The 24,050-nt window shown below is 73.9% G+C and carries 23 protein-coding genes; 7 read left to right on the forward strand and 16 right to left on the reverse strand.

All coding sequences use genetic code 11. The annotated features are described in order from the left end of the window. Window positions 1-143: 143 nt before the first annotated feature. Entirely contained in the window at window positions 144-749 is a 606-nt protein-coding gene (locus ACH4F6_RS02780; RefSeq protein WP_397958032.1) for a VanZ family protein, read from the forward strand. Window positions 750-809: 60 nt separating this feature from the next. On the opposite strand, the gene ACH4F6_RS02785 is transcribed toward ACH4F6_RS02780, so the two are convergent. From ACH4F6_RS02785 to ACH4F6_RS02795, 3 genes are all read right to left on the reverse strand, one after another. After that, on the reverse strand, window positions 810-1,046 hold the full coding sequence (locus tag ACH4F6_RS02785) for a hypothetical protein (RefSeq protein ID WP_397958033.1): 237 nt from the start codon (window positions 1,044-1,046) through the stop codon (window positions 810-812). Window positions 1,047-1,119: 73 nt separating this feature from the next. After that, window positions 1,120-2,145 carry a DNA topoisomerase IB gene (locus ACH4F6_RS02790; protein ID WP_397958034.1) on the reverse strand — a complete coding sequence of 342 codons (1,026 nt, stop codon included), beginning with the start codon at window positions 2,143-2,145 and terminating at the stop codon, window positions 1,120-1,122. 4 nt (window positions 2,146-2,149) lie between these two features. Next, window positions 2,150-2,959, reverse strand: coding sequence for an SDR family oxidoreductase (locus ACH4F6_RS02795; protein ID WP_397958035.1), 810 nt, complete (start codon window positions 2,957-2,959; stop codon window positions 2,150-2,152). A gap of 325 nt (window positions 2,960-3,284) precedes the next feature. Here ACH4F6_RS02795 and ACH4F6_RS02800 point away from each other — a divergent pair, with 325 nt between their 5' ends. The 3 genes from ACH4F6_RS02800 to ACH4F6_RS02810 all read left to right on the forward strand — a co-directional run bounded on the left by ACH4F6_RS02800 (window position 3,285) and on the right by ACH4F6_RS02810 (window position 6,554). Further along, the gene (locus ACH4F6_RS02800) at window positions 3,285-3,941 is read left to right on the forward strand and encodes an HAD family hydrolase (RefSeq protein WP_397958036.1); all 657 of its coding nucleotides are present in this window, start codon (window positions 3,285-3,287) and stop codon (window positions 3,939-3,941) included. Further along, complete coding sequence (locus tag ACH4F6_RS02805; protein ID WP_397958037.1) at window positions 3,938-5,182, forward strand: aromatic acid exporter family protein; 1,245 nt, start codon at window positions 3,938-3,940, stop codon at window positions 5,180-5,182. Before ACH4F6_RS02800 ends, ACH4F6_RS02805 begins: the two co-directional genes overlap by 4 nt. A 343-nt stretch (window positions 5,183-5,525) precedes the next feature. Further along, the gene (locus ACH4F6_RS02810) at window positions 5,526-6,554 is read left to right on the forward strand and encodes an SDR family oxidoreductase (RefSeq protein WP_397958038.1); all 1,029 of its coding nucleotides are present in this window, start codon (window positions 5,526-5,528) and stop codon (window positions 6,552-6,554) included. A gap of 206 nt (window positions 6,555-6,760) precedes the next feature. Here ACH4F6_RS02810 and ACH4F6_RS02815 read toward each other — a convergent pair whose 3' ends face one another. Continuing rightward, window positions 6,761-7,009 carry a hypothetical protein gene (locus ACH4F6_RS02815; protein WP_397958039.1) on the reverse strand — a complete coding sequence of 83 codons (249 nt, stop codon included), beginning with the start codon at window positions 7,007-7,009 and terminating at the stop codon, window positions 6,761-6,763. Between the two features lie 89 nt (window positions 7,010-7,098). Further along, on the reverse strand, window positions 7,099-8,388 hold the full coding sequence (locus ACH4F6_RS02820; protein WP_397958040.1) for an ROK family protein: 1,290 nt from the start codon (window positions 8,386-8,388) through the stop codon (window positions 7,099-7,101). Between the two features lie 279 nt (window positions 8,389-8,667). Here ACH4F6_RS02820 and ACH4F6_RS02825 point away from each other — a divergent pair, with 279 nt between their 5' ends. Both ACH4F6_RS02825 and ACH4F6_RS02830 read left to right on the forward strand, forming a co-directional pair. Further along, on the forward strand, window positions 8,668-9,162 hold the full coding sequence (locus tag ACH4F6_RS02825; RefSeq protein ID WP_397958041.1) for an FBP domain-containing protein: 495 nt from the start codon (window positions 8,668-8,670) through the stop codon (window positions 9,160-9,162). Window positions 9,163-9,344: 182 nt separating this feature from the next. After that, on the forward strand, window positions 9,345-10,598 hold the full coding sequence (locus ACH4F6_RS02830; protein WP_397958042.1) for an aromatic acid exporter family protein: 1,254 nt from the start codon (window positions 9,345-9,347) through the stop codon (window positions 10,596-10,598). A 230-nt stretch (window positions 10,599-10,828) separates the two neighbouring features. Here the strand turns inward: ACH4F6_RS02830 and ACH4F6_RS02835 are convergent, their stop codons facing one another. Both ACH4F6_RS02835 and ACH4F6_RS02840 read right to left on the reverse strand, forming a co-directional pair. Continuing rightward, window positions 10,829-11,557: a DUF2470 domain-containing protein gene (locus tag ACH4F6_RS02835; protein ID WP_397958043.1), complete on the reverse strand. Its 729-nt coding sequence runs from the start codon at window positions 11,555-11,557 to the stop codon at window positions 10,829-10,831. A 154-nt stretch (window positions 11,558-11,711) separates the two neighbouring features. After that, window positions 11,712-12,329 (reverse strand): TetR/AcrR family transcriptional regulator, encoded by a 618-nt coding sequence (locus ACH4F6_RS02840; RefSeq protein WP_397958044.1) that lies wholly within the window; start codon window positions 12,327-12,329, stop codon window positions 11,712-11,714. Window positions 12,330-12,438: 109 nt separating this feature from the next. Between ACH4F6_RS02840 and ACH4F6_RS02845 the strand changes: the two genes are divergently transcribed. Next, on the forward strand, window positions 12,439-13,983 hold the full coding sequence (locus tag ACH4F6_RS02845) for a cytochrome P450 (RefSeq protein WP_397958045.1): 1,545 nt from the start codon (window positions 12,439-12,441) through the stop codon (window positions 13,981-13,983). On the opposite strand, the gene ACH4F6_RS02850 is transcribed toward ACH4F6_RS02845, so the two are convergent. The 9 genes from ACH4F6_RS02850 to ACH4F6_RS02890 form a co-directional block, all read right to left on the reverse strand. After that, window positions 13,945-14,775, reverse strand: a complete 831-nt coding sequence (locus ACH4F6_RS02850) for a pentapeptide repeat-containing protein (protein WP_397958046.1) — start codon at window positions 14,773-14,775, stop codon at window positions 13,945-13,947. The two genes, ACH4F6_RS02845 and ACH4F6_RS02850, sit on opposite strands and share 39 nt — an antisense overlap. Before the next feature lie 117 nt (window positions 14,776-14,892). Next, on the reverse strand, window positions 14,893-16,194 hold the full coding sequence (locus ACH4F6_RS02855) for an alpha/beta fold hydrolase (RefSeq protein ID WP_397958047.1): 1,302 nt from the start codon (window positions 16,192-16,194) through the stop codon (window positions 14,893-14,895). A 103-nt stretch (window positions 16,195-16,297) separates the two neighbouring features. Further along, window positions 16,298-17,317 carry a LacI family DNA-binding transcriptional regulator gene (locus ACH4F6_RS02860; protein ID WP_397958048.1) on the reverse strand — a complete coding sequence of 340 codons (1,020 nt, stop codon included), beginning with the start codon at window positions 17,315-17,317 and terminating at the stop codon, window positions 16,298-16,300. Window positions 17,318-17,397: 80 nt separating this feature from the next. Then, the gene (locus ACH4F6_RS02865; RefSeq protein ID WP_397958049.1) at window positions 17,398-18,822 is read right to left on the reverse strand and encodes a BNR repeat-containing protein; all 1,425 of its coding nucleotides are present in this window, start codon (window positions 18,820-18,822) and stop codon (window positions 17,398-17,400) included. 69 nt (window positions 18,823-18,891) lie between these two features. Beyond that, window positions 18,892-19,212: an L-rhamnose mutarotase gene (locus tag ACH4F6_RS02870; protein WP_397958050.1), complete on the reverse strand. Its 321-nt coding sequence runs from the start codon at window positions 19,210-19,212 to the stop codon at window positions 18,892-18,894. 17 nt (window positions 19,213-19,229) lie between these two features. Then, window positions 19,230-20,312, reverse strand: coding sequence for a rhamnose ABC transporter substrate-binding protein (rhaS, locus tag ACH4F6_RS02875; RefSeq protein WP_397958051.1), 1,083 nt, complete (start codon window positions 20,310-20,312; stop codon window positions 19,230-19,232). A gap of 31 nt (window positions 20,313-20,343) precedes the next feature. Next, a complete protein-coding gene (locus tag ACH4F6_RS02880) occupies window positions 20,344-21,345 on the reverse strand; it encodes an ABC transporter permease (protein WP_397958052.1) in 1,002 nt (333 codons plus the stop codon). Then, a complete protein-coding gene (locus ACH4F6_RS02885) occupies window positions 21,338-22,378 on the reverse strand; it encodes an ABC transporter permease (RefSeq protein ID WP_397958053.1) in 1,041 nt (346 codons plus the stop codon). The genes ACH4F6_RS02880 and ACH4F6_RS02885 overlap by 8 nt, the downstream gene beginning before the upstream one ends. After that, window positions 22,375-23,892 (reverse strand): sugar ABC transporter ATP-binding protein, encoded by a 1,518-nt coding sequence (locus ACH4F6_RS02890; RefSeq protein WP_397958054.1) that lies wholly within the window; start codon window positions 23,890-23,892, stop codon window positions 22,375-22,377. Before ACH4F6_RS02890 ends, ACH4F6_RS02885 begins: the two co-directional genes overlap by 4 nt. Window positions 23,893-24,050: the final 158 nt, after the last annotated feature.

The raw sequence follows: 24,050 nt of genomic DNA on the forward strand, positions 1-24,050 counted from the left end.
GCGAGGGCCGGACCGGAGGCGGTGTCCGGTCCGGCCCGGGGAGCGGCCCCCACCTGGTCCCCGACCGCCGGGCCGGCCGCATCCTCCGTCCGTTCGCGGGTAACCGCCCCACAACACACGGAAGTTGAAGACTGGAGGTCCGCATGGCCCGTGCAGCCCTGAGTCCGCGTGCCGTCCTGCGCGCGCGGAACGCGTTTCGCCTGCGCACCACCAGGCGTGAACCGCCGCCGGCCCCGCCCGCCGAGAGCGCGAAGGGCAGGGCGGCGAAGGGGGAGGAGCCGGCCGGGCGCCGGCCGCTGCCGCTCCCGCTGCGGCTGCTGGCGATGCTGTGCGCCTTCGCGTTCATGGTGGGCTTCGCCGTCGTGCTCGCCCGCCTCACCCTGGAGCCGTCCCCCGCCTCCGAGGCGCTGGTCCACTCCAACCTGCGGCCGGGCCGCTCGCTGCGCGCCTACCTCGACCAGCCCGGCCTGCGCGACGCGGTCAAGCAGATCGGCGGGAACGTGCTGCTGGGCGTGCCGTTCGGCGTCCTGGTGCCGGTGCTCGCGCCCCGGGCGCGCGGGATGCTGCGCGTGATGGTGCTGACGGCGTCCGTGATGCTGCTCGTGGAGTTCGCCCAGGGCGCGCTGGTGACCGGACGCGCCTTCGACATCGACGACGTCATCCTCAACACGACGGGCGCGCTGATCGGTTACCTGCTGGTGGGCCGGCGCATGGGCCGGGCGGTCCACGCGCGCGAGCGGCGCGCCTGACGACGGCGGCGACCGGGGCACCGGGACCGGACCGGCCGCCGCCGGGCGGGGCGGCCCGCGCTAGCGCGGTCGCCAGGTGTACCGGTCGCCGCCCACCCAGCGGATCACGTCCGGGTCGTCCAGGTCGTGGACCGTGATGCCGAACGCGGCCGCCGCCTGGAGGACCTCCGTGACGGCCCTCGCCTCACCGACCACTTCTCCGTCGATTTCCACGATGCGGAACGGCGAGTCGCCCGGCTGCACCCCGAGCACCGTGATCCGCGGATGGGAGATGAAAGGGCTCGCGATTTCGGTCATGTCTTAGAGCGTAGAGCGCAACCGGCGGGTAGGAATCTCCTGCTTTTCCCATGTTTCACCCGACCCGGTTCCGTCACCTCGGCCCACCGTCGAGCAGGTCGAGCACCGCCTCCTCGATCGCTCCCTGGGTGGCGGGGCGCCCGAAGTCCCCGTGCTCGCCCAGCCGGGTGAGCGCGGGGGCGATGGTGCGTCCCTGCTCGAAGAGCTCGATGACGCGCGGGTCGATGTAGGAGGCCCGGCACACGGCGGGCGTGTTGCCGAGGTAGCGGCTGACCTCGCGGACGGCCCGGGCGGTCTGCCTGCGGCGGGCGGCGGGGGTGGCCCGGGCCTCCCCCGTGGTGACGGCGAGGGCGACGGAGGCGAGCACGGTGGCGTGCCAGGTGCGGAAGTCCTTGGCGGTGATGTCGGTGCCCGCCAGCCGTCGCAGCGCCTCGTTCAGGTCGTCGCCGTGCAGGTCGTGCCAGGCGCCGTGCTCCCAGAAGGTCAGCAGCCGCTCCCCGCCGCGGCGGCGCCGCAGCAGGGACCGGACCACGCCGTGGGCCTGGTCGTCCACCAGCGCCCGGACGGTCTCGATGCCGCCCTTCGCCGGGAAGCGGAAGGTGAGTTCGCCGCCGCCGCAGGTGACGTGCTCGCGCAGCATCGTCGTCAGGCCGTACGTCTCGCTCACCCGGGTGTGCCGGTCGCTGCCGATGCGGAAGAAGCCGAGGTCGAGCAGGCGCACCGCGCACGCGGTGACGCGGGTCCGGCTCAGGCCGCGTCCGGCGAGGTCGGAGCGGACCCGTTCGCGCAGGTCGGGCAGGGCCCGGGCGACCTGGCGGACGTGTTCGTGCTTGGCCTCCTCCTGCTGGGCGCGGAAGTCCTCGTGGTACAGGTACTGGCGGCGGCCGGCGTCGTCGGTGCCGACGGCCTGGAGGTGGCCGTTGGGCCAGGGACAGATCCACACGTCGCGCCAGGCGGGCGGGACGGTCAGGGCCCGGACGCGGGCGAGCTGCCCGGCGTCGGTGAGGGGCTCGCCGTGCTGGTCGAGGTACCGGAACCCGCGGCCGTGGCGGACGCGGGTGAAGCCGGGCCGGTCGCAGGAGCTCGTTCGCAGTCGCATCGGCTCAGGGACGGCGCCAGTCGTCGCTGCCGAGGTGCGAGCCCGCCTGCGGGCCCATCCGCAGCATGCCGCCGTCCACGCTCCAGGAGGCGCCGGTGACGTACGAGGCGTCGGGGCCGGCGAGGAAGGCGATGACGGCGGCGACCTCGCGGGCGTCACCGGGCCGGCCCAGCGGGACGCCGGGCCGGTCGACGGTGTGCACGTCGGTGTCCTCCTGCCCGGTCATCGGCGTGGCGATCTCACCGGGGGCGACGGCGTTCACGGTGATCCCGTACTCGGCGAGCTCCAGCGCCATGACCTGGGTGAGCAGACCGAGGCCGCCCTTGGCCGCGCAGTACGGGGCGGCGCCGACGCGCGGCTGGTGCTCGTGGACGGAGGTGACGTTGACGATCCGGCCTCCGTCGCCCTGCCGGATCATGTGCCGGGCGGCCTTCTGCCCGCACAGGAACGGGCCGACCAGGTCGACGTCCAGCACCCGGCGCACGTCGTCCAGTTCCAGGTCGAGGAACGGCGTCATGGTGCCCGTACCGGCGTTGTTGACCAGGACGTCGAGGCGGCCGAGCCGGTCGCACAGCTCGTCGACGGTGCCGGCCGCGGTGGGCAGCCGGGTGAGGTCCAGTTGCTCGACGACGGCCCGCCGGCCGTGGGACCGGACCTCCTCCGCCGTCTCCTCGGCCCCCCTGAGGTCGTTGTGCCAGGTGATGCCGATGTCCATCCCGGCCCGGGCGAGGCGTACGGCGGTGGCGCGGCCGATGCCGGAGTCGGCGCCGGTGATCACGGCCACCCTGGGGCGGGGGACGGTCGGGGCGGACATCACTGGCCTCCTCGTGGACGGCTGCGGGCGAGGGTGGTGGCCGACGCAGTACCCGGGTGCGTACGGCGCAAACCGCCGTGCGGACCGGACACGGCCGGGGAACCCTGGTGCCAGGAGACGGCGAGGGTTCCCGTGGAGGCCCCGGACCGGACCGCCTCCCCGCCGGAGCGGTCCCCGGCGCCCGCGGAACCGGGCGGTGACCGCCCGGCCGGTGTCCGGCCCGCGGGTGTGGACGCGGGAGGGACGGGCAGCGGAGGGCGTGGCGAGCGCCTGACGTGGTACCCGGGGCGCCTCGCCCACCGCCGGCCCGACGAAAGGACCCCGCATGGAACGCGCCGCCGTCTTCGACGTCGACGGCACCCTCGTCGACACCAACCATCTGCACACCGTGACCTGGTGGGAGGCGCTGCGACAGGCCGGCCACCGGGTGCCGATGCACGCCGTGCACCGGGCGATCGGCCTCGGCTCCACCGATCTGATCGCCCACCTCCTGGGCGAGGACCGGGACCAGGAGGAGGACGCCGGCCTGAGCGCCGCGCACAAGGCCCTGTACGGGCAGTACTTCGACCGGCTGCCCGCGCTCGAGGACGCCGGGGCGCTGCTGAAGCGGCTGCACGGCGAGGGCTGGACGGTCGTGCTCGCCACCTCGGCGAGCGGGCCGGAGCTGTCGGCGCTGCGGCGCGCCCTCGACGCCGACGAGGCGATCACGGCCACCGCCAGCGCGGACGACGTCGAGGAGGGCAAGCCGGCGCCGGAGCCGGTCGAGCACGCCCTGGAACTGGCCGGGGTGCCCGCCGAGCGGGCGGTGTTCGTCGGCGACACCGTGTGGGACATGCGGGCGGGCCGCCGGGCCGGCGTCCGCTGCGTGGGCGTGCTGTGCGGCGGCATCCCGCGCGCCGACCTGGAGGAGGCGGGCGCCCAGGCGATCTACGCCGACCCCGCCGCCCTGCTGGCTTCCCTGGAGGACAGCCCCCTGGCATGAGCATGCGGAACGACACACCGGGGACCGCGGGATCCGGGGCCGCCTGGACGGAGGCCGTACGCCGGGAGGCCGATGCCGTCGGCCGGGCCGTCCGGGCGGCCCGCGGCGGACCGGGGCGGGAACGGGACCTCGTCGTGCAGGCGCTCAAGGCGGCGCTGGCCGCGGTGCTCGCCTGGTTCGTGGCGAGCGACTGGCTGGGCGACCCCATGGTCCTGATGGCGCCCTGGGTGGCGCTGGTCCTGGTGCGGGCCACGGTGTACGGCTCGCTGCGGCAGGCCGCCCAGCAGTGGACGGCGATCTGCGCGGGCACGCTGCTCGCGTCGGCGGCGCAGGCGCTGACCGGGAACACGCTGGGCGCGCTCGCGCTGTCCGTACCGCCGCTGATGCTGCTGGCCCACTGGCCCCGCTTCGGCGACCAGGGCGTCTACGCGGCCACCACGGCGGTGTTCACCCTGGCGTCGGGCGCGGTGTCGGCGTCGGCCGTGGGGCACCGGATGGGGCAGGCGGCGCTCGGCGCGGTGATCGGGGTGACCGTGAACGCGCTGGTGCTGCCGCCCGTGCACCTGCGGGACGTGCGCGAGAACCTCGCCGCGCTGGCCCGCGAGTCCGGCGAAACGCTGCGCACGGTCGCCGCCGGACTGCGCGACGGCGAATGGGACGCCGCGACGGCCGCCGACTGGACGCACGCGGCGGAACGGCTGGAGCGGCGGTGCGAGAACTTGCGGTCGGCGCGGAGCTGGAGCCGGGAGAGCCTGCGACTGACCGCCGGGCCGTTGCGCGCGCTGCACCGGGTGCCGCTCGACGTGCCGCCGGAGTCGGAGGACGCCCGCTGGGGGCGCGTGGCGGACCACGTCGGGGTGCTCACCCGCACGCTGGCCGTCGCGGCCGACGCCGACCGCGCGCCGGCTCCGCCGGAGGCGGCGGCGCTGCGGGTCTACGCCCGGCTGCTGGAGCTGCTCGGCGACGCGTGCACGGCCGAGGCCGGGCGTCTGCTGGGAGCGGGCGGCGGGCGCCCGGAGGCCGGAACCCGGCCACGGACGGAGGCGGAAGCGGAGCACGAGAGGGCGGAGCGCGAGGAGCGGGAGCGCGAGGAACTGCGGGCCCGCCTGCAGAGCAGTCTGCGCGAGCACGCCGGACAGGGCGCGGCGCACACGGCCGTCCTCGGGACGCTGCTGCTCCAGGCGGAGAACCTGTGGGCCGAGGCCCTTCCCGGCTCCGTCCGGACATGCCGGGCCGAGTGACGCGGATCACCGCGAACGGGGGCGAGCCCGGGAACACCGGGTGGCGGCGCGCCGTTGAACGGACCGTGGGTGCGGACGGGACAGTGTCCCCGGGCCTCACCTTCTGCCCACAGGGACGATCGTCCGGCTGAAGCCCTGTGGAGCGTTTCGCCGAGAGGCGACCGCCGTCCGCGCCCACCACCTGACCGCCCCGACCGCGATTCCCCCGTCCGGTCGGGGCCTTCTCATGTCTCTCTCTCCCCCCCCCCCGCAGCCCCTCCGCCCGGCCGGGCGTCCCGCGTGCGCCCCCCGCGCCCGGGGGTACTCGGTGCGCTCCAGCCGGACACGGTGAGAGGAGTCGACGGTGAGCAACGGGTCGGGCAGCAAGGTCGTCGTCACGGGGGCGACCGGCAACGTCGGCACGAGCGTGGTGCGGCTCCTGGCACGGGATCCGGAGGTCGGGTCGGTGGTGGGGCTGGCCCGGCGGATGCCGGACTGGGCGCCGCCGAAGACGCACTGGACGGCGGTGGACCTGTCCTCGGAGCGGGCCGAACTGAACGGCGTGTTCGAGGGCGCGGACGCGGTGGTGCACCTGGCGTGGGCGTTCCAGCCGACCCACGATCCGGCGCTGACCTGGCGGACGAACGTACTGGGCAGCATGCGGGTCTTCGAGGCGGTGGCCGCCGCCCGGGTCCCGGTCCTGGTGCACGCGTCCTCGGTGGGCGCGTACTCGCCGGGCCCGAAGGACCGCGCCGTGGACGAGTCGTGGCCGACGCACGGGTGGCCGGACGCCGCGTACTGCCGGGAGAAGGCCTACCTGGAGCGGGCCCTGGACACCTTCGAGCGCGACCATCCGGACGTGCGGGTGGTGCGGATGCGGCCGGCGTTCCTGTTCAAACGGGAGTCGGCCAGCGAGCAGCGGCGCATCTTCGGCGGACGGTTCCTGCCGGGGCCGGCGGTCCGCCCCGAGCTGCTGCCCTTCCTGCCGGACGTCCCGGGACTGCGGATGCAGGCGCTGCACACCGACGACGCGGCCGCGGCGTACCGGCTCGCCCTGCGCACCGAGGTGCGCGGCGCGTTCAACCTGGCGGCCGATCCGCCGGTCGACGCGGAGCTGCTCGGTGAGATGTTCGACGCCCGGCCCGTGCGCCTGTCCCGCACGGCGGCCCGCACGGCGATCGCCGCCGCGTGGAACCTGCGTCTGCTGCCCGCCTCCCCGCACCTGTTCGACGCGGTGCTGCGCCTGCCGCTGATGGACTGCACGCGCGCGCGGGTCGAACTGGGCTGGCGCCCGGAGCGTTCGGCCACCGAGGTGCTGGAGGAGTTCCTGCGCGGCGTGCGGGCCGGGGACGGCGAGCCCACGGCGCCGATGCGCGGACGCAAGGTGGGCTGAGCGAAGGCGGACCGGGCGGGGCGCCTTCGCGGTCGGCGACGGCGCCCCGCCCGGTCCGCGGGGCCGGGTCCGGGTCCACCGGATCGGTCACGCCGGATCGACTCCCGCTCGGGGCCGGCCGGGCTCCCGCCGGACCGGATCGGCGGACGTCCGGCCGGATCAGCCGGTCGTCCGGCCGGGCCGGCCGGCGAAGTGCCCGTCGCGGCTCAGTCGGCGGGCTCGTCGGGGACGGGGTGCTCCGGGTGGACGGTGGCCCCCTGCGGGGCGCCCTGCCGGCCGGTGCCCGCCTCGTCCGTGTCGGGGACGTCGGTGGACGGTTCCTCGTCCTGGTTCTCCTGCTCGCCGCCGGGGGCGGCCTCCCAGGGGTCCTCCCCCGTGCCTGCCTGCTGGTCGGGCAGGTCGCGCGGGACCGGCGGACCGTTCTCGCCGGATCCTTCGAGGCGGTGATCGGCCACGGGGCGGCCTCCCTTCGGGATCGTGGGGCGCCGCGTGCGGTCGCGCCGCGCGGCCTCACGCGAGTACCTCCGGCCCGGCCGGCGAAACCTCAGTGCGGGGTGCGGTCCTCCAGTGCCGTGCGCCAGGCGGGCGCGGGCCCGCTGGGCAGGGGTTCGGGGCGCCGTCCGCCCCGGGCGAAGAAGTCGGCGAGCGGCAGGATCGCGGCGCCCACCGTCACGGCGTCGGGGCCGAGCCGGCCCAGTTCGACGGTGACCTTCTCGGCCGGGTGGCGCAGCGCGTACGCGGTGGTGTGCCGGCGGACGGCGGGCAGGAAGCGGGAGCCGAGCTGGAGGCCGGCCCAGCCGCCGATGAGGACGCGCTCGGGCTGGAAGAGGTTGATCAGGTCGGAGAGCCCGGCGCCCAGGTACTCGGCGGTCTCCTCCAGGACGGCGCGGGCGACCGGGTCGGCCGGCTCTCCCCCGGCCGGGTAGGCCGCGGCGAGCATGGCGGTCAGCGCGGTCTCCTCGTCGGTGCCCTCGGGGGGCTCGCCGCCCTCCTCGCGCCAGCGGTCGAGGAGCGCCTCGGCGCCCGCGTACGCCTCCAGGCAGCCGAGGGCGCCGCAGCGGCAGCGGCGTCCCCGGACCCGGACGGTCAGGTGTCCCCATTCCACGGCGCGGCCCTGTTCGACGTCCGGGGTGACGAGGCAGGCGCCGACGCCGGAGCCGAAGAGGACGACGCAGGCGTTGTGCGCGCCGCGCCCGCCGCCGAACCACATCTCGGCCTGGCCCAGGGTCTTGGCGCCGTTGTCGATGAAGTACGGGACGGCGTCGGGGAGCGGGGAGCCCGCGCGCAGCAGCTCCTCCAGGGGGACGGCGTCCCAGCCGATCGTCTGGCCGTGCACGACGGCGCCCCGGTCGGGGGTGCGCTCGACGATGCCGGGGACGCCGATGCCGACGCCGAGCAGCCCCCCGGCGGCGATGCCCGCGGCGGCGAGGACCTCGGCGACACCGTCGCGGATGTGGCCGACGATGCCCTCGACCTCGTACCGGCGCTGCTCCAACGGGCGCTCCGCGCGGGCCAGCTCCGTGAGGGTGAGGTCGAACAGCTCGATCCGCACCCGGGTCTCGCCGACGTCCACGCCGATCATGTGACCGCTGCCGGCGGCGACCCGCAGCAGGGTGCGGGGGCGGCCGCCGTCGGAGTCGACGCTGCCGGCCTCCTCCAGCAGCCCGTCGGCGATCAGGTCCGCGACGACGTTGCTGACGGAGCCGGAGCTCAGCCCGGTGACCGGGCCGAGCTCGAAACGGCTCAGCGGCCCGTCGAAGTAGATCCGTTGCAGTACGGCCGTGCGGTTGGCCCGCCTCAGATCGCGTACCGTACGCCCGTTGCGCCCTGCCATGTGGCTCCCCTCGCACCTCGCCCGACCTGCAACATACCGCTGCGGGCGGGTTGGGCGCGACATTCGTCCAACCCTTAGTTCACGCTGTGAGCTAAGAGACGTCCACCGTGTGACGGGTACGTAGGCGACGAGGAACGCCGGGGTCCGGGCCCGCGCCGCACGAGGGCGGGACGCCCGCCCACCGGGGAAAACGGGTGGCTCCTCTCCTACGGGCTTGATTACTGTAGGGAAAAACCTAGCTCCCCTAGGTTCTTCCGGTACGGCCGAGGAGGCTCCCCCATGAGACCGCTCACCGAACAGGACATCCGCGCCTCGTTCGTCAACTGCTCCAAGGGCGAGGCCAAGCGCCTGGCCGTGCCGCGCGACCTCGACGAGCGCCCCTGGGACGATCTGGACTTCCTCGGATGGCGGGATCCGGGCGCGCCCGACCGGAGCTATCTGGTCACCGAACGGGACGGCCGGCCGGTCGGCGTGACGCTGCGCTTCCCGGCGTCGCAGCGCGGCTTCCTGCACCGCAGCATGTGCTCGCTGTGCCTGACCACGCATCCGGGCGGCGGCGTCTCCCTGATGACGGCCCGCAAGGCGGGCGCGGCGGGCCGCGAGGGCAACTCGGTGGGCCTGTACATGTGCACCGACCTGGCCTGTTCCCTCTACGTCCGGGGCCGTAAGACCCCGGAGGCGGGCGGCCGCTTCGAGGAGAGCCTGACGCTCGAGGAGCAGATCGCCCGGACCGAGGGCAACCTCGCCGCCTTCCTCGACAAGCTGTACGCCTGACGCCGCCGCACGACCGTCCTCCGGCCCGTCGCCGCCACCGGTGTTCCGCGGAGCACTCGGGGAACCCGGCGAGGGGTGGCCGGAAACCGCCCTCGTGGCCGCGCCACCTCCTCCGCCGGGAACTCCTGACCTGTGGCGGAAGGAACGTTCGAGGTCACCGAGGAACGGGAACTGGCCAAGGAATGGCAGATGTACGTGAACGTGCCGCACCGCTCGTGCGGCTGGTCCAACGGCACCGGGAACCCGTGGTCGTCCAGGCCTTCCGATCCGCCGCGGCGGCGACGATCGCCTATGTCATCGCGCTGCGGCTGAGTCCCGAGGCCGCCCCGCTCACCGCTCCGCTGACCGCGCTGCTGGTCGTCCAGGTCACGCTGTTCGCGACGATCACCAACGGCGTGCGCCGGGTCAACGCGGTGGTGGCCGGGGTGCTGGTCGCCATCGCCTTCAGCCTGCTGGTGGGGCTGACCTGGTGGTCCCTCGCGCTGCTGATCGTGGCGTCGCTGGCGGTCGGGCACCTGGTGCGGGTCGACGAGTACGTGCCCGAAGTGGCGATCAGCGCCATGCTGGTGCTCGGGGTCACCAGCATCGGCGACACGGCGTGGGCGCGCATCCTGGAGACGCTGATCGGGGCCGTCGTCGGCCTCGCCATCAACCTCCTGCTGCCCCCTCCGGTGTGGGTGGAGGAGGCCGGCGAGTCGATCGGGGGGCTGGCCCGGCGGGTGCGGCAGCTGATGCTGCGCATCGGCGAGCAGGCCTCCGGACGCACGGCGTTCGAGCAGGCGGCGGCGCGGCTGCACGAGGCGCGCCGGCTCGACCACGACATCGTGGAGGTGGACGCGTCCCTGCGGCAGGCCGAGGACAGCCTGCGGCTCAATCCCCGGGTGCGGGAGGGCCTGCTGCACCGGGTGGTGCTGCGCACCGGCCTGGACACGCTGGAGATCTGCACGGTCGTCCTGCGGGTGCTGGCCCGTACGCTCACCGACCTCGCCAAGGAGCGCGAGCCCGACACCCTGTTCGAGCCCGAGATCGGCGAGGTGGTGGAGCGGCTGCTGTCGGAGGTCGCCGACGCCGTGGTCAGTTTCTCGGTGCTCGTCACCACGCACGTCAGCCTCGACGCGGACGCCGCGGAGGCCCGGCTCACCGCCGAGCTGCGGCAGGCCGCCGCCACCCGCGACAAGCTGGCCCAGCTGCTGCTGGGGCGGCTCCAGCACGACGCCCGGCAGTGGCAGCTGCACGGGGCGGTGCTGACCGAGGTCAACCGCATGATCGACGAACTCGACACCGAGCACCGCTCCCGCCGGCTCCTGGAGGAGCTGGACCGGGTGTCGGGGGAACAGCGCGCGCGGATGCCGCGTCTGACCCGACTGCGCGAGCGCCTGGGCGTGCAGGAGGAGCTGTGGCGCCACCGCACGGGCTTCGGCGGGCGCGACCGCTGAGGTCAGGTCACCCCGTTCGGCGGCGGGCGTCGCGGCGGACCGGGCTCTCGCGTCCGGCGGTCCCCGCACGCCGGGGCGGCCGTCACGGCCGCTTCCCCGGCGGATCGCCCTCGTGCCGGACGGGCCCGCTGTTCGCCGCCCACCGGCGCTCCGCGCTCCGGCACGGCCGGCGGCGCCCCTCGGCGGACGGCGTCACCGGTGCGCCGCGGCGCGCGGACGCGCCGTCCGTCTCACCCGTCGCCGTCCGCGCGCTGCCGCTGGAGGGCGGCGCGCGGGCAGGAGGCCGCGGCGGCCTGTGCCAGCAGGACGTGCACGCGCTCGGTGAGCTGCCCGACGTCGTCGGCGGGCGCGTGGAAGGGCAGGCGGACGTCGCCGTGCGCGCGGGCGCGCTCGATGCGCAGCGTGAGGCCGTGCCGGTCGACGGCGTAGGGCTGGACGCGGACGGCGCCGTGCAGGCTGTCCGGCCCGACGAGCCGGGTCAGGCGCTCCACGGCGTCGGGGTGGGCGTCGGCGAGGTGGGTGAGGAGCTGCGCCTCGGCGGTGGCGAGCGGGTCGGGCGCGGCGGCGGCGAACTCCTCGAGGTCGACCACGAGGGCGCCGGAGGGCTGTTTCAGCACGATCCGGGTGGGGTGGAAGGCGAGGCCGCCGTCCTCCGGGACGAACCAGCCGGCGAGCCAGAGCCGGGCGCGGATACGGCTGCGGACGGGGACGGGCGCGACGTCCGCGAACTCCAGCACGGCGGACGGCTCGCCCCGCGGCGCGCAGATCGCCGCCGTGAGCAGGGCGCTGTCCTCGGGGACCCGCAGGCGCACCCGCCCGTCCTCGTCGACGGTGTGCGCGCCGACGAACTCCTCGCGCCCGCCGTCCGCGGTCACCGCGCAGGACCATGAGGCGGCGAGCACCGACCGGGCCCGTTCGGCCGTGCCGGGCACGGCCGCCCAGCTGTGGTTGTCACCCATCCCGAACCTCCTTAGGTAAGCCTTGCCTAACCTATCGAAGATCCGAGCCCACGCCAACCGCGGCCGTCGTGCCCGTGGGGCTCGGGCCGGTCCGCGGTCGTCGGAGGTGACGGTGAGGGAGGGGCGGTCGTGTCCCGTCCTCCCCCCGGCGGGGTCATGCCGGCGGGGTCGGCAGGACCCCGAGCAGGGCCCTCGCGCACAGGTCCCGGACCTGCTCCCGGGACGGGGAGCCGTCCGGGGCGCGCAGCCACTCCAGGGAGACCGCCGTGATGAACGCCAGCCAGCCCCGTACCGCGAGCCGGACGTCGGCACGCCGCCGCAGGAGCGGGCCGTACTCCGGGTCGGCCGCGAGGGCGGTGAGGATCTGGCGTTCCTGGGCCGCCAGCGCCCGCTGGTAGACCCGCCGTACGCCCTGGTCGCCGGCCGCGTCCGCGCGGTGGAAGGCGCGGTAGCCGTGGGCGTGGGTGCGGACGTACTCCAGGTAGACGTCCAGGCCGGGGGCGAGCTGTTCGCGGACGGGGACGCCCGGCACCGCCGCCGTCATGCGCAGCATCCGCTCGCTCTCCCGCTCGACGACCGCCGCGAAGAAGTCCCGCTTGGTCGGGAAGTAGTGGTAGAGCAGCCCCCGGGAGACCCCGGCGATCTCGGCGACCTGCTCGATCCACACCTCGTCGTAGGGGCTCTCGGAGAACAGGCGCGCGCCCACCGACAGGAGCTGTTCCCTGCGCTCCCCGGTACTGAGCCGCCGCCGGGTGCGCGTCTCCTCGGCCATGCCCGCACCTTACTTGACGCCCGTTCGACGCCGGGACCAGACTGGCCCCACGCTATTGAACCCACGTACAACAGGCGCAGCGCACCGCTGATCCGAGGGAGATCGCGTCATGGCGGGGACGAGGACCGGGGCGACGGCCGGGACGGCGGGCGGCACGACCGGGGAGGTGCCGAGGGGGTTCCGCGGCGCCGAGCACGGGTGGCCCGGGCTGCACCGCATCCCGCACCCGCCGTACCGGCTCCCGCTGCTCGGCGACGTGCTGGGGGCGAGTCCGCGCACCCCCTTGCAGGACTCCCTGCGGCACGCCCGCCGGCTGGGGCCGATCTACCGGCGCCGCGCGTTCGGCAGGGAGTTCGTGTTCGTGTGGGGTGCGCGGCTCGTCGCCGACCTGGCCGACGAGACCCGCTTCGCCAAGCACGTGGGGCTGGGGGTGGCCAACCTGCGGCCGGTGGCCGGGGACGGGCTGTTCACGGCCTACAACCACGAGCCCAACTGGCAGCTCGCCCACGACGTGCTGGCCCCCGGCTTCAGCCGGGAGGCGATGGGGGCCTACCACCCGATGATGCTGGACGTGGCGGAGCGGCTCACCGGTCACTGGGACCGCGCGGCGGCCGCCGGACGGTCCGTGGACGTGCCCGGGGACATGACCAAGCTGACCCTGGAGACCATCGCGCGCACCGGCTTCGGACACGACTTCGGCTCCTTCGAACGCTCCCGGCCGCACCCGTTCGTCACCGCGATGGTCGGCACCCTCAGCTACGCGCAGCGGCTGAACACCGTGCCGTCCCCCCGCGTGCTGTGGCGGGCCGCGCGGCGCAACGAGGCCGACATCGCCCACCTCGACCGCACCGTCGACGACCTGGTGCGGGCGCGCCGCGCGGACGGCGGCGGGGACGGCGACCTGCTCGACCGGATGCTGGACACCGCCCACCCGGAGACGGGCGAACGGCTGTCGGACGAGAACGTGCGCCGCCAGGTCATCACCTTCCTCGTCGCCGGGCACGAGACCACCTCCGGCGCGCTCTCCTTCGCCCTGCACTACCTCTCCCGGCACCCGGACGTCGCCGCCCGCGCCCGCGCCGAGGTGGACCGGGTGTGGGGGGACGCCGCGGCACCCGGGTACGACCAGGTGGCCAAGCTGCGGTACGTGCGCCGGGTGCTGGACGAGTCGCTGCGGCTGTGGCCGACGGCGCCCGCGTTCGCCCGGGAGGCCCGCGAGGACACCGTGCTGGCCGGGGAGCACCCGATGCGGCGCGGCGCGTGGGCGCTCGTGCTGACGCCGATGCTGCACCGCGACCCCGAGGTGTGGGGCGCCGACGCCGAGCGGTTCGACCCGGACCGCTTCGACGCGGGGGCGGTCCGGGCGCGGGCCCCGCACACCTTCAAGCCGTTCGGCACGGGGGCGCGGGCGTGCATCGGACGGCAGTTCGCGCTGCACGAGGCCACGCTCGTGCTGGGCCTGCTGCTGCGCCGCTACGAGCTGCGCCCCGACCCGGCCTACCGGCTGCGGGTGACCGAGCGGCTGACGCTCATGCCGCAGGGGCTGCGGCTGCGCCCGGAGCGCCGCACGTCCGCTCCGGCGCCGGCGGACGGGCGGGACCGCGGCGAGGGCGGGTCAGAGCCCCGCCGTCCAGTGCGCGGGGCGGGTGACTGACTCCGGCAGCCGGGTCCCGGCGCTCCCCCGGGCCGCGTCGACCTGCGGCTGGGTCAGGAAGAACGCGCCGGTGAGGTCGGCGTCCGTGAGATCGGCGTCGCGCAGGTCGGCCCCGATGAGGTCCGCCCCGCGCAGATCGGCGCCGGTGAGGTCGGCGGCTATCAGGTAGGCGCCGCGCAGGTCGGCCGCGCGCAGGTCGGCGCCGCGGAGACGGGCGCCCATCAGGTCCGCGTTCCGACGGTCCTTCCCGCGTCCGGACCGGCCCGCGCGGGCCAGCTCGCTCACCTTCAGCAGCAGGACGTTGACGTCCCGGCGGTGCGCGGGGACGTCCAGGGCGGTCAGTTCCTCGGGAGTCCCCCGGGTGAGGGCCTCGGTCTTCTCCAGCGCCGTCCGCAGCCGCGGAACGACCGGACGGGCGGCGGGCAGCGCGAGCGCCTCGGTGAGGTACCACAGCAGCTCGTGGAGCTGCCGGACCACCGGGAACACCTCGACCATGCGGCGGGCGTGCGCACGGTCGCCCGAGCGCCGGTCCCGGCCGCCGAACGTGACCTGCGAGACCTTCTGCCCGGCGCCGAAGCAGTCGTAGACCGTGCAGCCGGTGAAGCCCTCCTGCCGCAGCCGGGTGTGGATGCCGCAGCGGTGGTCCTCCCCCAGGTTGGGGCACGGTCTGCCCGCGGCCTTGTCGATCGCGAAGTCCGCGGACCGGGCGAAGGGCAGGGCCACGCAGCACAGCCCGAAGCAGTTCCCGCAGTCACCGCGCAGACCGCTCCGGTCCGCCATCTGTTCTCGCATTCCGTCCACCTTACTGACCTGCCGTCACGTCCTGGCCCCCGCCCGGGCTCCGTGACGTACGCGGCCTCCGCCGGGCCCCGTGACGTACGCGGCCTCCGCCGGGCCCCGTCGGCTCCGTCAGGCCTCGTCGCGCGTCAGGGCCAGCAGGCGGTCGAGGACGCGGGGGCCGCCGGCCCGGACGCCGTCGTGCTCGAACTCGTCGGTGACCCAGGTGCGCAGTCCGCGGACGGCGCGCGCGGTCCGCAGCGAGTGGGCGGTGTCGACGTACAGGTCGTCGTGGTAGACCGCCGCCGCGACCGGAACCTCGTTGGCGGCGAGACGGGCGGGGTCGTACAGCGGCGTCCAGTCGGTGCGGGCGGCGAGGTGCTCGGCGGTCTCGCGCAGCGGGCGCAGCGCGGGGTCGCAGTCGAACAGCCAGGGGTGGACCGTCTCGCCGGTGAGCAGCAGCGGCCCGTCGCCCGCGAGCGTCTTCGCCGCGTCGAACTGCGGGAACTGTGCGCGCACCCGTTCGGCCGCCCAGGCGGTGGGGCGGGCGTCCTGCCCGTAGATCGCCTCGTGGACCAGGGCGTAGAGCGGGTGGCTCGCGTAGGAGAGCAGGCCCTGGACCTCCTCCTGGAAGGCGTCGGACAGGGCGGGACCGTCCGGGGTGCGGACGAAGGCGTCCTCCAGGAGGTGGTGCAGCCGGTGGCTGCCCTCGCCGCCGCCGAGGAGGATGCCGAGCGACTGGAAGGCCTCGACCGTCAGGCGGTAGCCGTTCGGCAGGGTCACCTCCCGGTCCAGGAGGTGACCGGCGATCCGCCGCACCCGCTCCACGTCCTGCGGGTAGCGGGCGTAGTGCGCGGCGACCTTGCGCTCCATGCGCGGGTAGGCGGCGCGGTAGACGTCGTCGGCGTGGGCGTCCAGGGACGGCAGGCCGCCGGTGATCACGGCGGCGGCCAGGCCCTCGGGGGCGAGGGAGAGGTAGGTGACCGTGCAGAAGCCGCCGAAGCTCTGGCCGAGGACGGTCCACGGGGCGCCGCCGGTGACCTCGCGGCGGACCAGCTCGCAGTCCCGGACGATGGAGTCGGCGCGGAAGCGGGTGAGGTAGCCGGCCTGTTCGGCGGGGCCGCCGCGCAGCGGGAGCGTCTGGCGGTTGGCGGGCGTGGAGCGGCCGGTGCCGCGCTGGTCGAGGAGGAGGACCCGGTACTCCTTCAGGGCGCGGCCGAGCCAGGCCGGCTTGCCGACGAACCGGTTGGCGCCGAAGCCGGGTCCGCCCTGGAGGTAGAGCAGCCAGGGCAGGTCCTGGCCCGCCTTGTCGCTCGCGACGACCTCGCGGGCGTACAGCTCGATCGTCTCCCCCGCCGGGTCGGCGTGGTCGAGGGGCACGGTGAAGTGACGGTCGGTGAGGACGACGCCGGGCTGGCGGTAGCTGAGGGACAACAGGGGGCTCCCGGGGCGATCGAGGTGCGGGCCGCGTCCCAGTTCAGCACATGTCCGGGCGCCGGCGGACGCCGGGGATCACGAATGGCTACTGAACGGGGACTCAGCGCGCCGAGAGGCTGGAGCGCCGCACGACCAGTTCCGGCTGGAGCACCACCCGCCGGTGTTCGTGCCTGCCCCGGTCCTCCTCCGTCTCCTCCAGCAGCATCTCGGCGGCCAGGGCGCCCATGGTGACGGCGGGCTGGCGCACGGAGGTGAGCGGGACGGCCGCGGCGGCCGCGAACTCGATGTCGTCGTAGCCGACGATCGCGAGGTCGTCGGGGACGGTGACGCCGGCCGCGTACATGGCCTGCAGGACGCCGAGGGCGAGCAGGTCGTTGGCGCAGAACACGGCGGTCGGACGGTCGGCGAGGCCGAGCAGGCGGGCGCCCGCGTCCCGTCCCGCGGCGACGTCGAGCCGTTCCGTGGGCAGTTCGCGCAGGTGCTCCGGGCCGAGGCCCGCCTCCGCGAGGGCGCTGAGGGCGCCGGTGCGGCGGTCGCGGACCTGGTTGAAGCCGGGCGGGCCGCTGACATACGCGATCGAGCGGTGGCCGGCGTCGATCAGGTGCCGTACGGCGAGGGCGCCGCCGGCCACGTCGTCCACGGAGACCGAGCACTCGGTGGTGCCCTCGGAGACCCGGTCGACCAGGACGAAGGGGATGCCGTGCCGGCGGAAGGAGTCGATGTTGCGGCCGGTGGCGTCGGCCGGGGTGAGCAGCACGCCCCGCACCCGCTGTTCGGCGAAGAGCGCCAGGTAGTCGGCCTCCTCGCCGACGTTCTCGGCGCTGTTGCAGACCATCACGCCGAGCCCGGCGCGGCGGGCCGCCCGCTCGGCGCCGCGGGCGACGTCCACGAAGAACGGGTTGCCCATGTCGAGGACGAGCAGCCCCATGATCCGGCTGCGGCCGGCGCGCAGCTGGCGCGCGGACTCGCTGCGGACGTAGCCGAGGCGGTCGATCGCGGACAGCACGCGGGCGCGGGTCTCCGTGGCGACGGTGTCCGGGCGGTTGATGACGTTGGAGACCGTGCCGACGGAGACTCCGGCGGCACGGGCGACGTCCTTGATACCCACCGACTGGGCCATCGGGCGGGGACCTCCAGGGGGAACGAGGGGCGGCGGGCGAGGTCTTCACATTACCTTCGCCCCGCCGCGCGCCGGACCGGTCAGACGGGCAGCCGGAAGTCGACGACGTGGAGCGCCGAGGGCGTCGTCCCGCTCGACTTCTCCTGGTAGAGGAAGGACAGGACGTTGTCCTGGGCGACCCGGGTCTCGTCGACGACGACCTCGCCGAAGGCGTTGAGGCCGCCGCCGTCGAAGAGCAGCTTCCAGTCGGTGTGCCCGGAGGCCTTCGACGCGCCGGCGATCCGGCCGAAGGGGAGGATCGCGTAGGCGTTGTCGTACGCGTCCAGGATCAGCTTGGTGCGCTGGCTGGAGTCCAGCGGGACCGGGATCTCGGTCTTCTGCCAGGCGCCGGAGGCGTTCTTGCGGACGTGGAAGGCGCGGCCGTTCCTCGTCCGGTCGGCGACGTAGTTCGTCGTGCACTGGCCGAAGCGGCCGGGGACGTAGGAGATGATCGCGTGCGGCCGGCCCGCGGAGTCGGTGAACTGGCTCTCCTGGTTCATCAGGGAGTGGTCCGGGTTCAGCGGGTCCACGACCAGACCGGCGTCGTTCACGGACACCTTGTCGGAGCCGCCGGTCACGCCGACGACGGCGCCCGCGTCGTTGCGCCAGGTGCGGCCCCGGTCGTCGGAGTGGACGTAGCCGGTGTCGTGGTTGGTGATGCCGCCGCCGTTGCACATCACGGCGCCGTTCTGTTCGCGCCAGGTGAAGAAGGCGTGCAGGCGGCCGTTGCGGTCGTAGTCGATGCCGTGCAGGTACATGTTGCGGGCCGTGCTGGAGCCGTGCTCGCTGGTGTAGGTGCCGGTGGAGCCGCTCCACTCGCCCAGGCCGGTCCAGGACGTGCCGTCGTACTCGGCGAGCGCGTTGCGGCCGTTGCCGGAGACGCCGGCGCGGTAGCTGAGCTGGAGCCGGCCCTCGGGCGTGGCGACGAACTGCGGGTAGGTGAACTGCGAGGTGAGCGCGAGCCCGTCGAGGGTGGACCGGGGGGCGCCGAAGCGGCTCGCGGTCCAGCTCAGGCCCGCTGGGTCGTCCATGAGCCCGGCGACCGACTTGACGTAGGTGAAGCCGTCGCTGTGGGAGTCCATGTTCAGGTGCAGGCGGCCGTCGGTCTTGGAGACGCCCATGGAGATGACGTTGTGGGAGTCGTCGTAGCGCAGGGTGTGCCCGACCCTGACGGTGGACCAGGTGGTGCCGCCGAGCACCCTGCGGCCGACGACGGCGCCTCGGTCGGCGGTGTACCAGGCGGCGTACTGGTGGCCCTTGTAGGTCAGCAGGCCGTTCTTCTGGAACGCGTTGTTGTTGACCAGGCCGTCGTACGACACGAAGAAGAGGGCCTGGCTGTCGAGGGTCGTGGTGCCGGTCCGGGTGACGGACGGGCCGGGGTCGGCGGCGCGGGCGGTGCCGGAGGCGAGGGCGGGGGTGACCACGGCGCCGGCGAGCGCGGCGCCCAGCAGCGTTCGTCTTTTCATCTCGGGACTCCATCGTCGGGCGAGGTGAGGGAGGGGACGGGGTGGGGCACGCAGGTGTGGCACGGGGGATCAGGCGAGGTGGAACACCTCGGTGAGCGGTTTCATGGCCTCGTCGGGCCGGGCGCCGTCCAGCGATTCGAAGAACGGCGCCATCTCCGCCTGCCAGCGGGCGTTGACGTCGGTGGCCTCCATGCCGGCTCGGGCGGCCGCGAAGTCCTCGGTCTCCAGGTAGCCGACGAGCAGTCCGTCCTCGCGCAGGAAGAGCGAGTAGTTGTGCCAGCCGGCGGCCGAGAGCGCTTCGCACATCTCCGGCCACACGGCGGCGTGCCGCTCGCGGTACTCGTCGAGGCGGTCGGCCCGGACCTTCAGCAGGAAGCACACGCGCTGCATCAACACCCCTCCAGGGATCAGAAGTCGAACTGGTCGATGTTCTTGGCGTCGAACACGGTCGGCTTGCCGAGGCTGATCACGCCGTCCTTGCCGATCGTGTAGCTGGTGCCGCCGGCCGTGAAGGTCTCGCCCTCCTTGCCGGTGATCTGGCCGGAGACCAGGGCGACGGCGGTCTGCGCGGCCAGCGCGCCGAGCTTGGAGGGGTCCCACAGCTCGAAGGCGTCGACGGTGCCGTTCTTGATGTACTTGCGCATGTCGTTGGGGGTGCCGAGGCCGGTCAGCTTGACCTTGCCCTTGTACTTGGAGCCCGACAGGTACTGCGCGGCCGCCTTGATGCCGACGGTGGTCGGGGAGATGATCCCCTTCAGGTTCGGGTACTCCTGGAGCAGGCCCTGCGTCTGCTGGAAGGACTGCTGGGCGTCGTCGTTGCCGTACGCGACCTTGACGAGCTCGATGTCCTTGTACTTGGAGTCCTTCAGCTCGTCCTTCATGAACTCGATCCAGGTGTTCTGGTTGGTCGCGGTCTGCGCGGCCGACAGGATCGCGATCTCGCCCTTGTAGCCGATCTGCTCGGCGAGCAGCTGCACCTCGGTGCGGCCCAGGTCCTCGGCGGACGCCTGCGACACGAAGGCGTTGCGGCACTCGGGATTGGTGTCGGAGTCGTAGGTGACGACCTTGATGTCGTTGCTCATGGCCTGCTTGAGCGCCGTGCACAGGGCGCCCGGGTCCTGCGCGGACACGGCCATCGCGTCGACCTGCTGCTGGGTGAGGGTGTTGACGTACGACACCTGGCCCGAGGTGTCGGTGGCGCTGGACGGCCCGACCTCCTTGTAGCCGGAGCCCAGCTCCTTCAGCGCGGCCTCGCCGCCCTTGTCGGCGGAGGTGAAGTAGGGGTTGTTGACCTGCTTGGGCAGGAAGCCGACGGTCAGGCCCTTCTTGGTGGCCGCGTTGGGGTCGGCCTTGGCGCCGGAGGCGGCCGCGCCCGTGCTCTCGTTCTTCACGTCCTCCTTGGTGGTGCCGCCGCAGGCGGTGGCGGCGAGGGCGAGGGAGGTGACGGCCGCGAGGGCCGCGCAGGCACGGCGGAGGGATGACTTGCGCATGGCGGGTCCTTTACGAGGGATGAGCGGGGTTTCAGCCCGTCGGGGTCGAGGCGGCGGCTCTACGGCCCGCCCTCGCGACGGAGATCTGGCGTGCGACCCGGGGGCCGAGCACGGAGACGACGAGCAGGACGCCGGTGACGACGATCTGCGACTGGGCGGAGACGTCCTTCAGGCTCATCACGTTCTGCAGCGCGCCGAGCAGGAAGACTCCCGCGATCGCGCCGCCGAGCGTGCCCTTGCCGCCGTCGAAGTCGATGCCGCCGAGCAGCACCGCGGCGATGACGGAGAGTTCGAGCCCGGTGGCGTTGTCGTAGCGGGCGCTGGCGTAGTGCAGTGCCCAGAAGACGCCGGTGAGGGAGGCCATCAGGCCGGTCAGGGTGAACAGGAGCAGCTTCTGCCGCTTGACGCGGATGCCGGCGAAGCGCGCGGCCTCCTCGCTGGCGCCGATCGCGAACAGCGACCGGCCGAACGGGGTGGCGTGCAGGGCGACCACGGCGATCGCGAGCAGGACCAGGAAGGGCAGGAAGGCCTGCGGGACGAAGGTGTCGCCGACGCGTCCGGCCGCGAAGTCCAGGTACTGGCTCGGGAAGTCGGTCACCGCGTCGGAGCCGAGCACGATCTGCGCGATGCCCCGGTAGGCGGCGAGGGTGCCGATGGTGACGGCGAGGGACGGCAGTCCGAGCCGGGTCACCAGCAGGCCGTTGACCAGACCGCACACGACACCCAGCAGCAGGCAGATCGGGATGATCGCCTCGATGGTCAGGCCCTGGTTCCACAGGGCGCCCATCACGGCGCCGGACAGGCCGGCCGTGGAGGCGACCGACAGGTCGATCTCCCCGGAGACCACCAGCAGGGTCATGGGCAGCGCGATCAGCGCGATCGGCAGGGTGTTGCCGATCAGGAAGGACAGGTTCAGCGCGTTGCCGAAGCCGTCGACGAAGGAGAAGGAGAACAGCAGCAGGACGATCAGGAGGGCGCCGACGACCGTGTCCCAGCGGACCGCGCGGCTCGCGAAGGATCCGGACTCAGGCATGGCGGGCGTTCCTCTTCTTCAGGGCCGACGCCACCCGCAGCGCGACCACGCGGTCCACGGCGATGGCGAGGAGGAGCAGGATGCCGTTGATGGCGAGCACCCAGACGGAGCTGACGCCGAGGGCGGGCAGCACGCTGTTGATGGAGGTCAGCAGCAGCGCGCCGAGCGCGGCGCCGTAGACGCTGCCGGAGCCGCCGGTGAAGACCACGCCGCCGACGACGACGGCGCTGACGACGGTGAGTTCGTAGCCGTTGCCGGTGCCGGAGTCGACGTTGCCGAAGCGGGCCAGGTACAGGGCTCCGGCGAGGCCGGCGAGGGCGCCGCAGAAGGTGTAGGCGACGAGGATCCGCCGGCGGACGGGGATGCCGGCCAGGCGGGCGGCCTCCGGGTTGGAGCCGAGCGCGTACAGTTCGCGGCCGCTGCCGAAGTGCTTGAGGTAGTAGGCGGTGGCGATCAGCACGGCGAGGGCGATCAAGGCCAGGTACGGCACGGCGGAGACGCCGCCGGCGCCGAAGTCGACGAAGGAGCCGGGCAGGTCGGCCGCGGTGATCTGCCGGGAGCCGACCCAGATGGAGTCGACGCCGCGGACGATGTACATCGTGCCGAGGGTCACCACGAGGGCCGGCACCTGGCCGAGGCTGACCAGCAGTCCGTTGAGCAGTCCGACGCCGATGCCGAGCAGCACCGCGAGGGCGATCGCGACGACCGGGTCGCCGCCGCCCTGGAGGTGGACGCCCGCGGCGAAGGCGGTGATGCCGAGCGTGGAGCCGACGGACAGGTCGACGTTCCTCGTGATCACCACCAGGGACTGGCCGGTGGCGACCAGGACCAGGATGGTCGCGTTCAGCAGCAGGTCCTTGATGCCCTGCTCGGAGAGGAACTCGCTGTTGCCCGCCTGGGTGACCGCGATCATCACCAGGAAGACGATCAGGATGGCGAGTTCGCGCATCTTGAAGACGCGGTCGACCAGCCGGGTGCCGCTGGACTTGGGCACCTCGGCGGCGGGGGCTTGGTTCGGGGTGATCACCGTCATGCGGCGGCCCTCCCGGTGGCGGCGGCCATCACGGTTTCCTCGGTGGCGTCGGAGCGGGGGATCTCGGCGGTGAGCCGGCCCTCGTGCATCACGAGCACGCGGTCGGCCATGCCGAGGACCTCGGGCAGGTCGGAGGAGATCATCAGGACGGCGACGCCGTCGGCGGCCAGTTGCGACAGCAGCCGGTGCACCTCGGCCTTGGTGCCGACGTCGATGCCCCGGGTCGGCTCGTCGACGATGAGCACCTTGGGGCCGGTGGCCAGCCACTTGGCGAGGACGACCTTCTGCTGGTTGCCGCCGGACAGGGTGTTCACGGTGTCGGCGATCCGGGCGTACTTCACCTGGAGCTTGACCGCCCAGTCGAGGGAGCGGCTGCGTTCGGCGCCGCGGTCCATCAGGCCGGCCCTGACGGTCGTACGGAGTCCGGTGAGTCCGATGTTGCGCTCGATCGACATGTCCATCACCAGGCCCTGGGCGCGGCGGTCCTCGGGGACCAGGGCGAGCCCGGCGGCCATGGCGGTGGAGGGGGCGCCGTTGACGAGCCTGCGCCCGTCGACCTCCACCTCGCCGGCGTCCCAGCGGTCGATGCCGAAGACCGCCCGGGCGACCTCGGTGCGGCCGGCGCCGACGAGTCCGGCGAGACCGACGATCTCGCCGCGCCGGACCTCGAAGGAGACGTCGGTGAAGACGCCCTCCCGGGTCAGCCGGCGGACGCTGAGGGCGACCTCGCCCGGGGTGACGTCCTGCTTGGGGTAGAGCTCGTCGAGGTCACGGCCGACCATCCGGCGGACCAGGTCGTCCTCGGTCATCCCGGCCAGCGGTTCGCTGGCGATCCAGGCGCCGTCGCGCAGGGTCGTCACCCGCCGGCAGATCTCGAAGATCTCCTCCAGCCGGTGCGAGATGAACAGCACCGCCGCGCCCTGCTCGCGCAGGGTGCGCACGACGCCGAAGAGGCGGGCGACCTCGCTGCCGGTGAGGGCGGCGGTCGGCTCGTCCATGATGAGGACCCGGGCGTCGAAGGAGAGGGCCTTGGCGATCTCCACGATCTGCTGGTCGGCGATGGACAGGCCGCGCGCCGGGCGGTCGGGGTCGAGGTCGACGCCGAGGCGCTGCATCAGCGCGGCGGTGGCGTGGTGGGTGGCCTTGTGGTCGATGCGGCCGAGGGCGCGCCTGGGCTGGCGGCCCATGTAGATGTTCTCGGCGATCGACAGGTCGGGGAAGAGCGTGGGCTCCTGGTAGATGACGGCGATACCGGCGTCGCGTGCGTCACCGGGGCCGTGGAAGACGACGGGCTCACCGTCGAGCAGCACCTGGCCGGCGTCCGGTCGGTGCACCCCGGCGAGCGTCTTGATCAGGGTCGACTTGCCCGCACCGTTCTCACCGGCGAGGGCGTGCACCTCGCCGGGGAACAGCTCCAGGGAGACGCCCCGCAGGGCGCGTACGGCGCCGAAGGACTTGGCGACGTCCCTGAGCGCCAGCACCGGGGCCGGTCCCGTGTCGGACGGGTGGGTCATGGGTGGCTCCTCGACGACGTCTGCGGACCGTACCCACCAGGGGCCGTCACAGCGTCGTGAAAGGTTTCAACTGGGTTGCCGGGACGTTAGGCATCGCGGGCATGTCACGTCAATGGGTCCGCTTCGAAAAGTTTTCGATAGGCGAAGGTCACTCACCG

Origin of the sequence: Streptomyces sp. NPDC017936 (assembly GCF_044328485.1) — a bacterium.
In the GTDB taxonomy this organism is placed as follows: domain Bacteria; phylum Actinomycetota; class Actinomycetes; order Streptomycetales; family Streptomycetaceae; genus Streptomyces.

Coding starts and splice junctions, on each gene's coding strand:
- ACH4F6_RS02780 (WP_397958032.1), top strand. CDS start 144: ATGGCCCGTGCAGCCCTGAGTCCGCGTGCCGTCCTGCGCGCGCGGAAC.
- ACH4F6_RS02785 (WP_397958033.1), bottom strand. CDS start 1,046: ATGACCGAAATCGCGAGCCCTTTCATCTCCCATCCGCGGATCACGGTG.
- ACH4F6_RS02790 (WP_397958034.1), bottom strand. CDS start 2,145: ATGCGACTGCGAACGAGCTCCTGCGACCGGCCCGGCTTCACCCGCGTC.
- ACH4F6_RS02795 (WP_397958035.1), bottom strand. CDS start 2,959: ATGTCCGCCCCGACCGTCCCCCGCCCCAGGGTGGCCGTGATCACCGGC.
- ACH4F6_RS02800 (WP_397958036.1), top strand. CDS start 3,285: ATGGAACGCGCCGCCGTCTTCGACGTCGACGGCACCCTCGTCGACACC.
- ACH4F6_RS02805 (WP_397958037.1), top strand. CDS start 3,938: ATGAGCATGCGGAACGACACACCGGGGACCGCGGGATCCGGGGCCGCC.
- ACH4F6_RS02820 (WP_397958040.1), bottom strand. CDS start 8,388: ATGGCAGGGCGCAACGGGCGTACGGTACGCGATCTGAGGCGGGCCAAC.
- ACH4F6_RS02825 (WP_397958041.1), top strand. CDS start 8,668: ATGAGACCGCTCACCGAACAGGACATCCGCGCCTCGTTCGTCAACTGC.
- ACH4F6_RS02830 (WP_397958042.1), top strand. CDS start 9,345: ATGGCAGATGTACGTGAACGTGCCGCACCGCTCGTGCGGCTGGTCCAA.
- ACH4F6_RS02835 (WP_397958043.1), bottom strand. CDS start 11,557: ATGGGTGACAACCACAGCTGGGCGGCCGTGCCCGGCACGGCCGAACGG.
- ACH4F6_RS02840 (WP_397958044.1), bottom strand. CDS start 12,329: ATGGCCGAGGAGACGCGCACCCGGCGGCGGCTCAGTACCGGGGAGCGC.
- ACH4F6_RS02845 (WP_397958045.1), top strand. CDS start 12,439: ATGGCGGGGACGAGGACCGGGGCGACGGCCGGGACGGCGGGCGGCACG.
- ACH4F6_RS02850 (WP_397958046.1), bottom strand. CDS start 14,775: ATGCGAGAACAGATGGCGGACCGGAGCGGTCTGCGCGGTGACTGCGGG.
- ACH4F6_RS02860 (WP_397958048.1), bottom strand. CDS start 17,317: ATGGCCCAGTCGGTGGGTATCAAGGACGTCGCCCGTGCCGCCGGAGTC.
- ACH4F6_RS02865 (WP_397958049.1), bottom strand. CDS start 18,822: ATGAAAAGACGAACGCTGCTGGGCGCCGCGCTCGCCGGCGCCGTGGTC.
- ACH4F6_RS02870 (WP_397958050.1), bottom strand. CDS start 19,212: ATGCAGCGCGTGTGCTTCCTGCTGAAGGTCCGGGCCGACCGCCTCGAC.
- rhaS (WP_397958051.1), bottom strand. CDS start 20,312: ATGCGCAAGTCATCCCTCCGCCGTGCCTGCGCGGCCCTCGCGGCCGTC.
- ACH4F6_RS02880 (WP_397958052.1), bottom strand. CDS start 21,345: ATGCCTGAGTCCGGATCCTTCGCGAGCCGCGCGGTCCGCTGGGACACG.
- ACH4F6_RS02885 (WP_397958053.1), bottom strand. CDS start 22,378: ATGACGGTGATCACCCCGAACCAAGCCCCCGCCGCCGAGGTGCCCAAG.
- ACH4F6_RS02890 (WP_397958054.1), bottom strand. CDS start 23,892: ATGACCCACCCGTCCGACACGGGACCGGCCCCGGTGCTGGCGCTCAGG.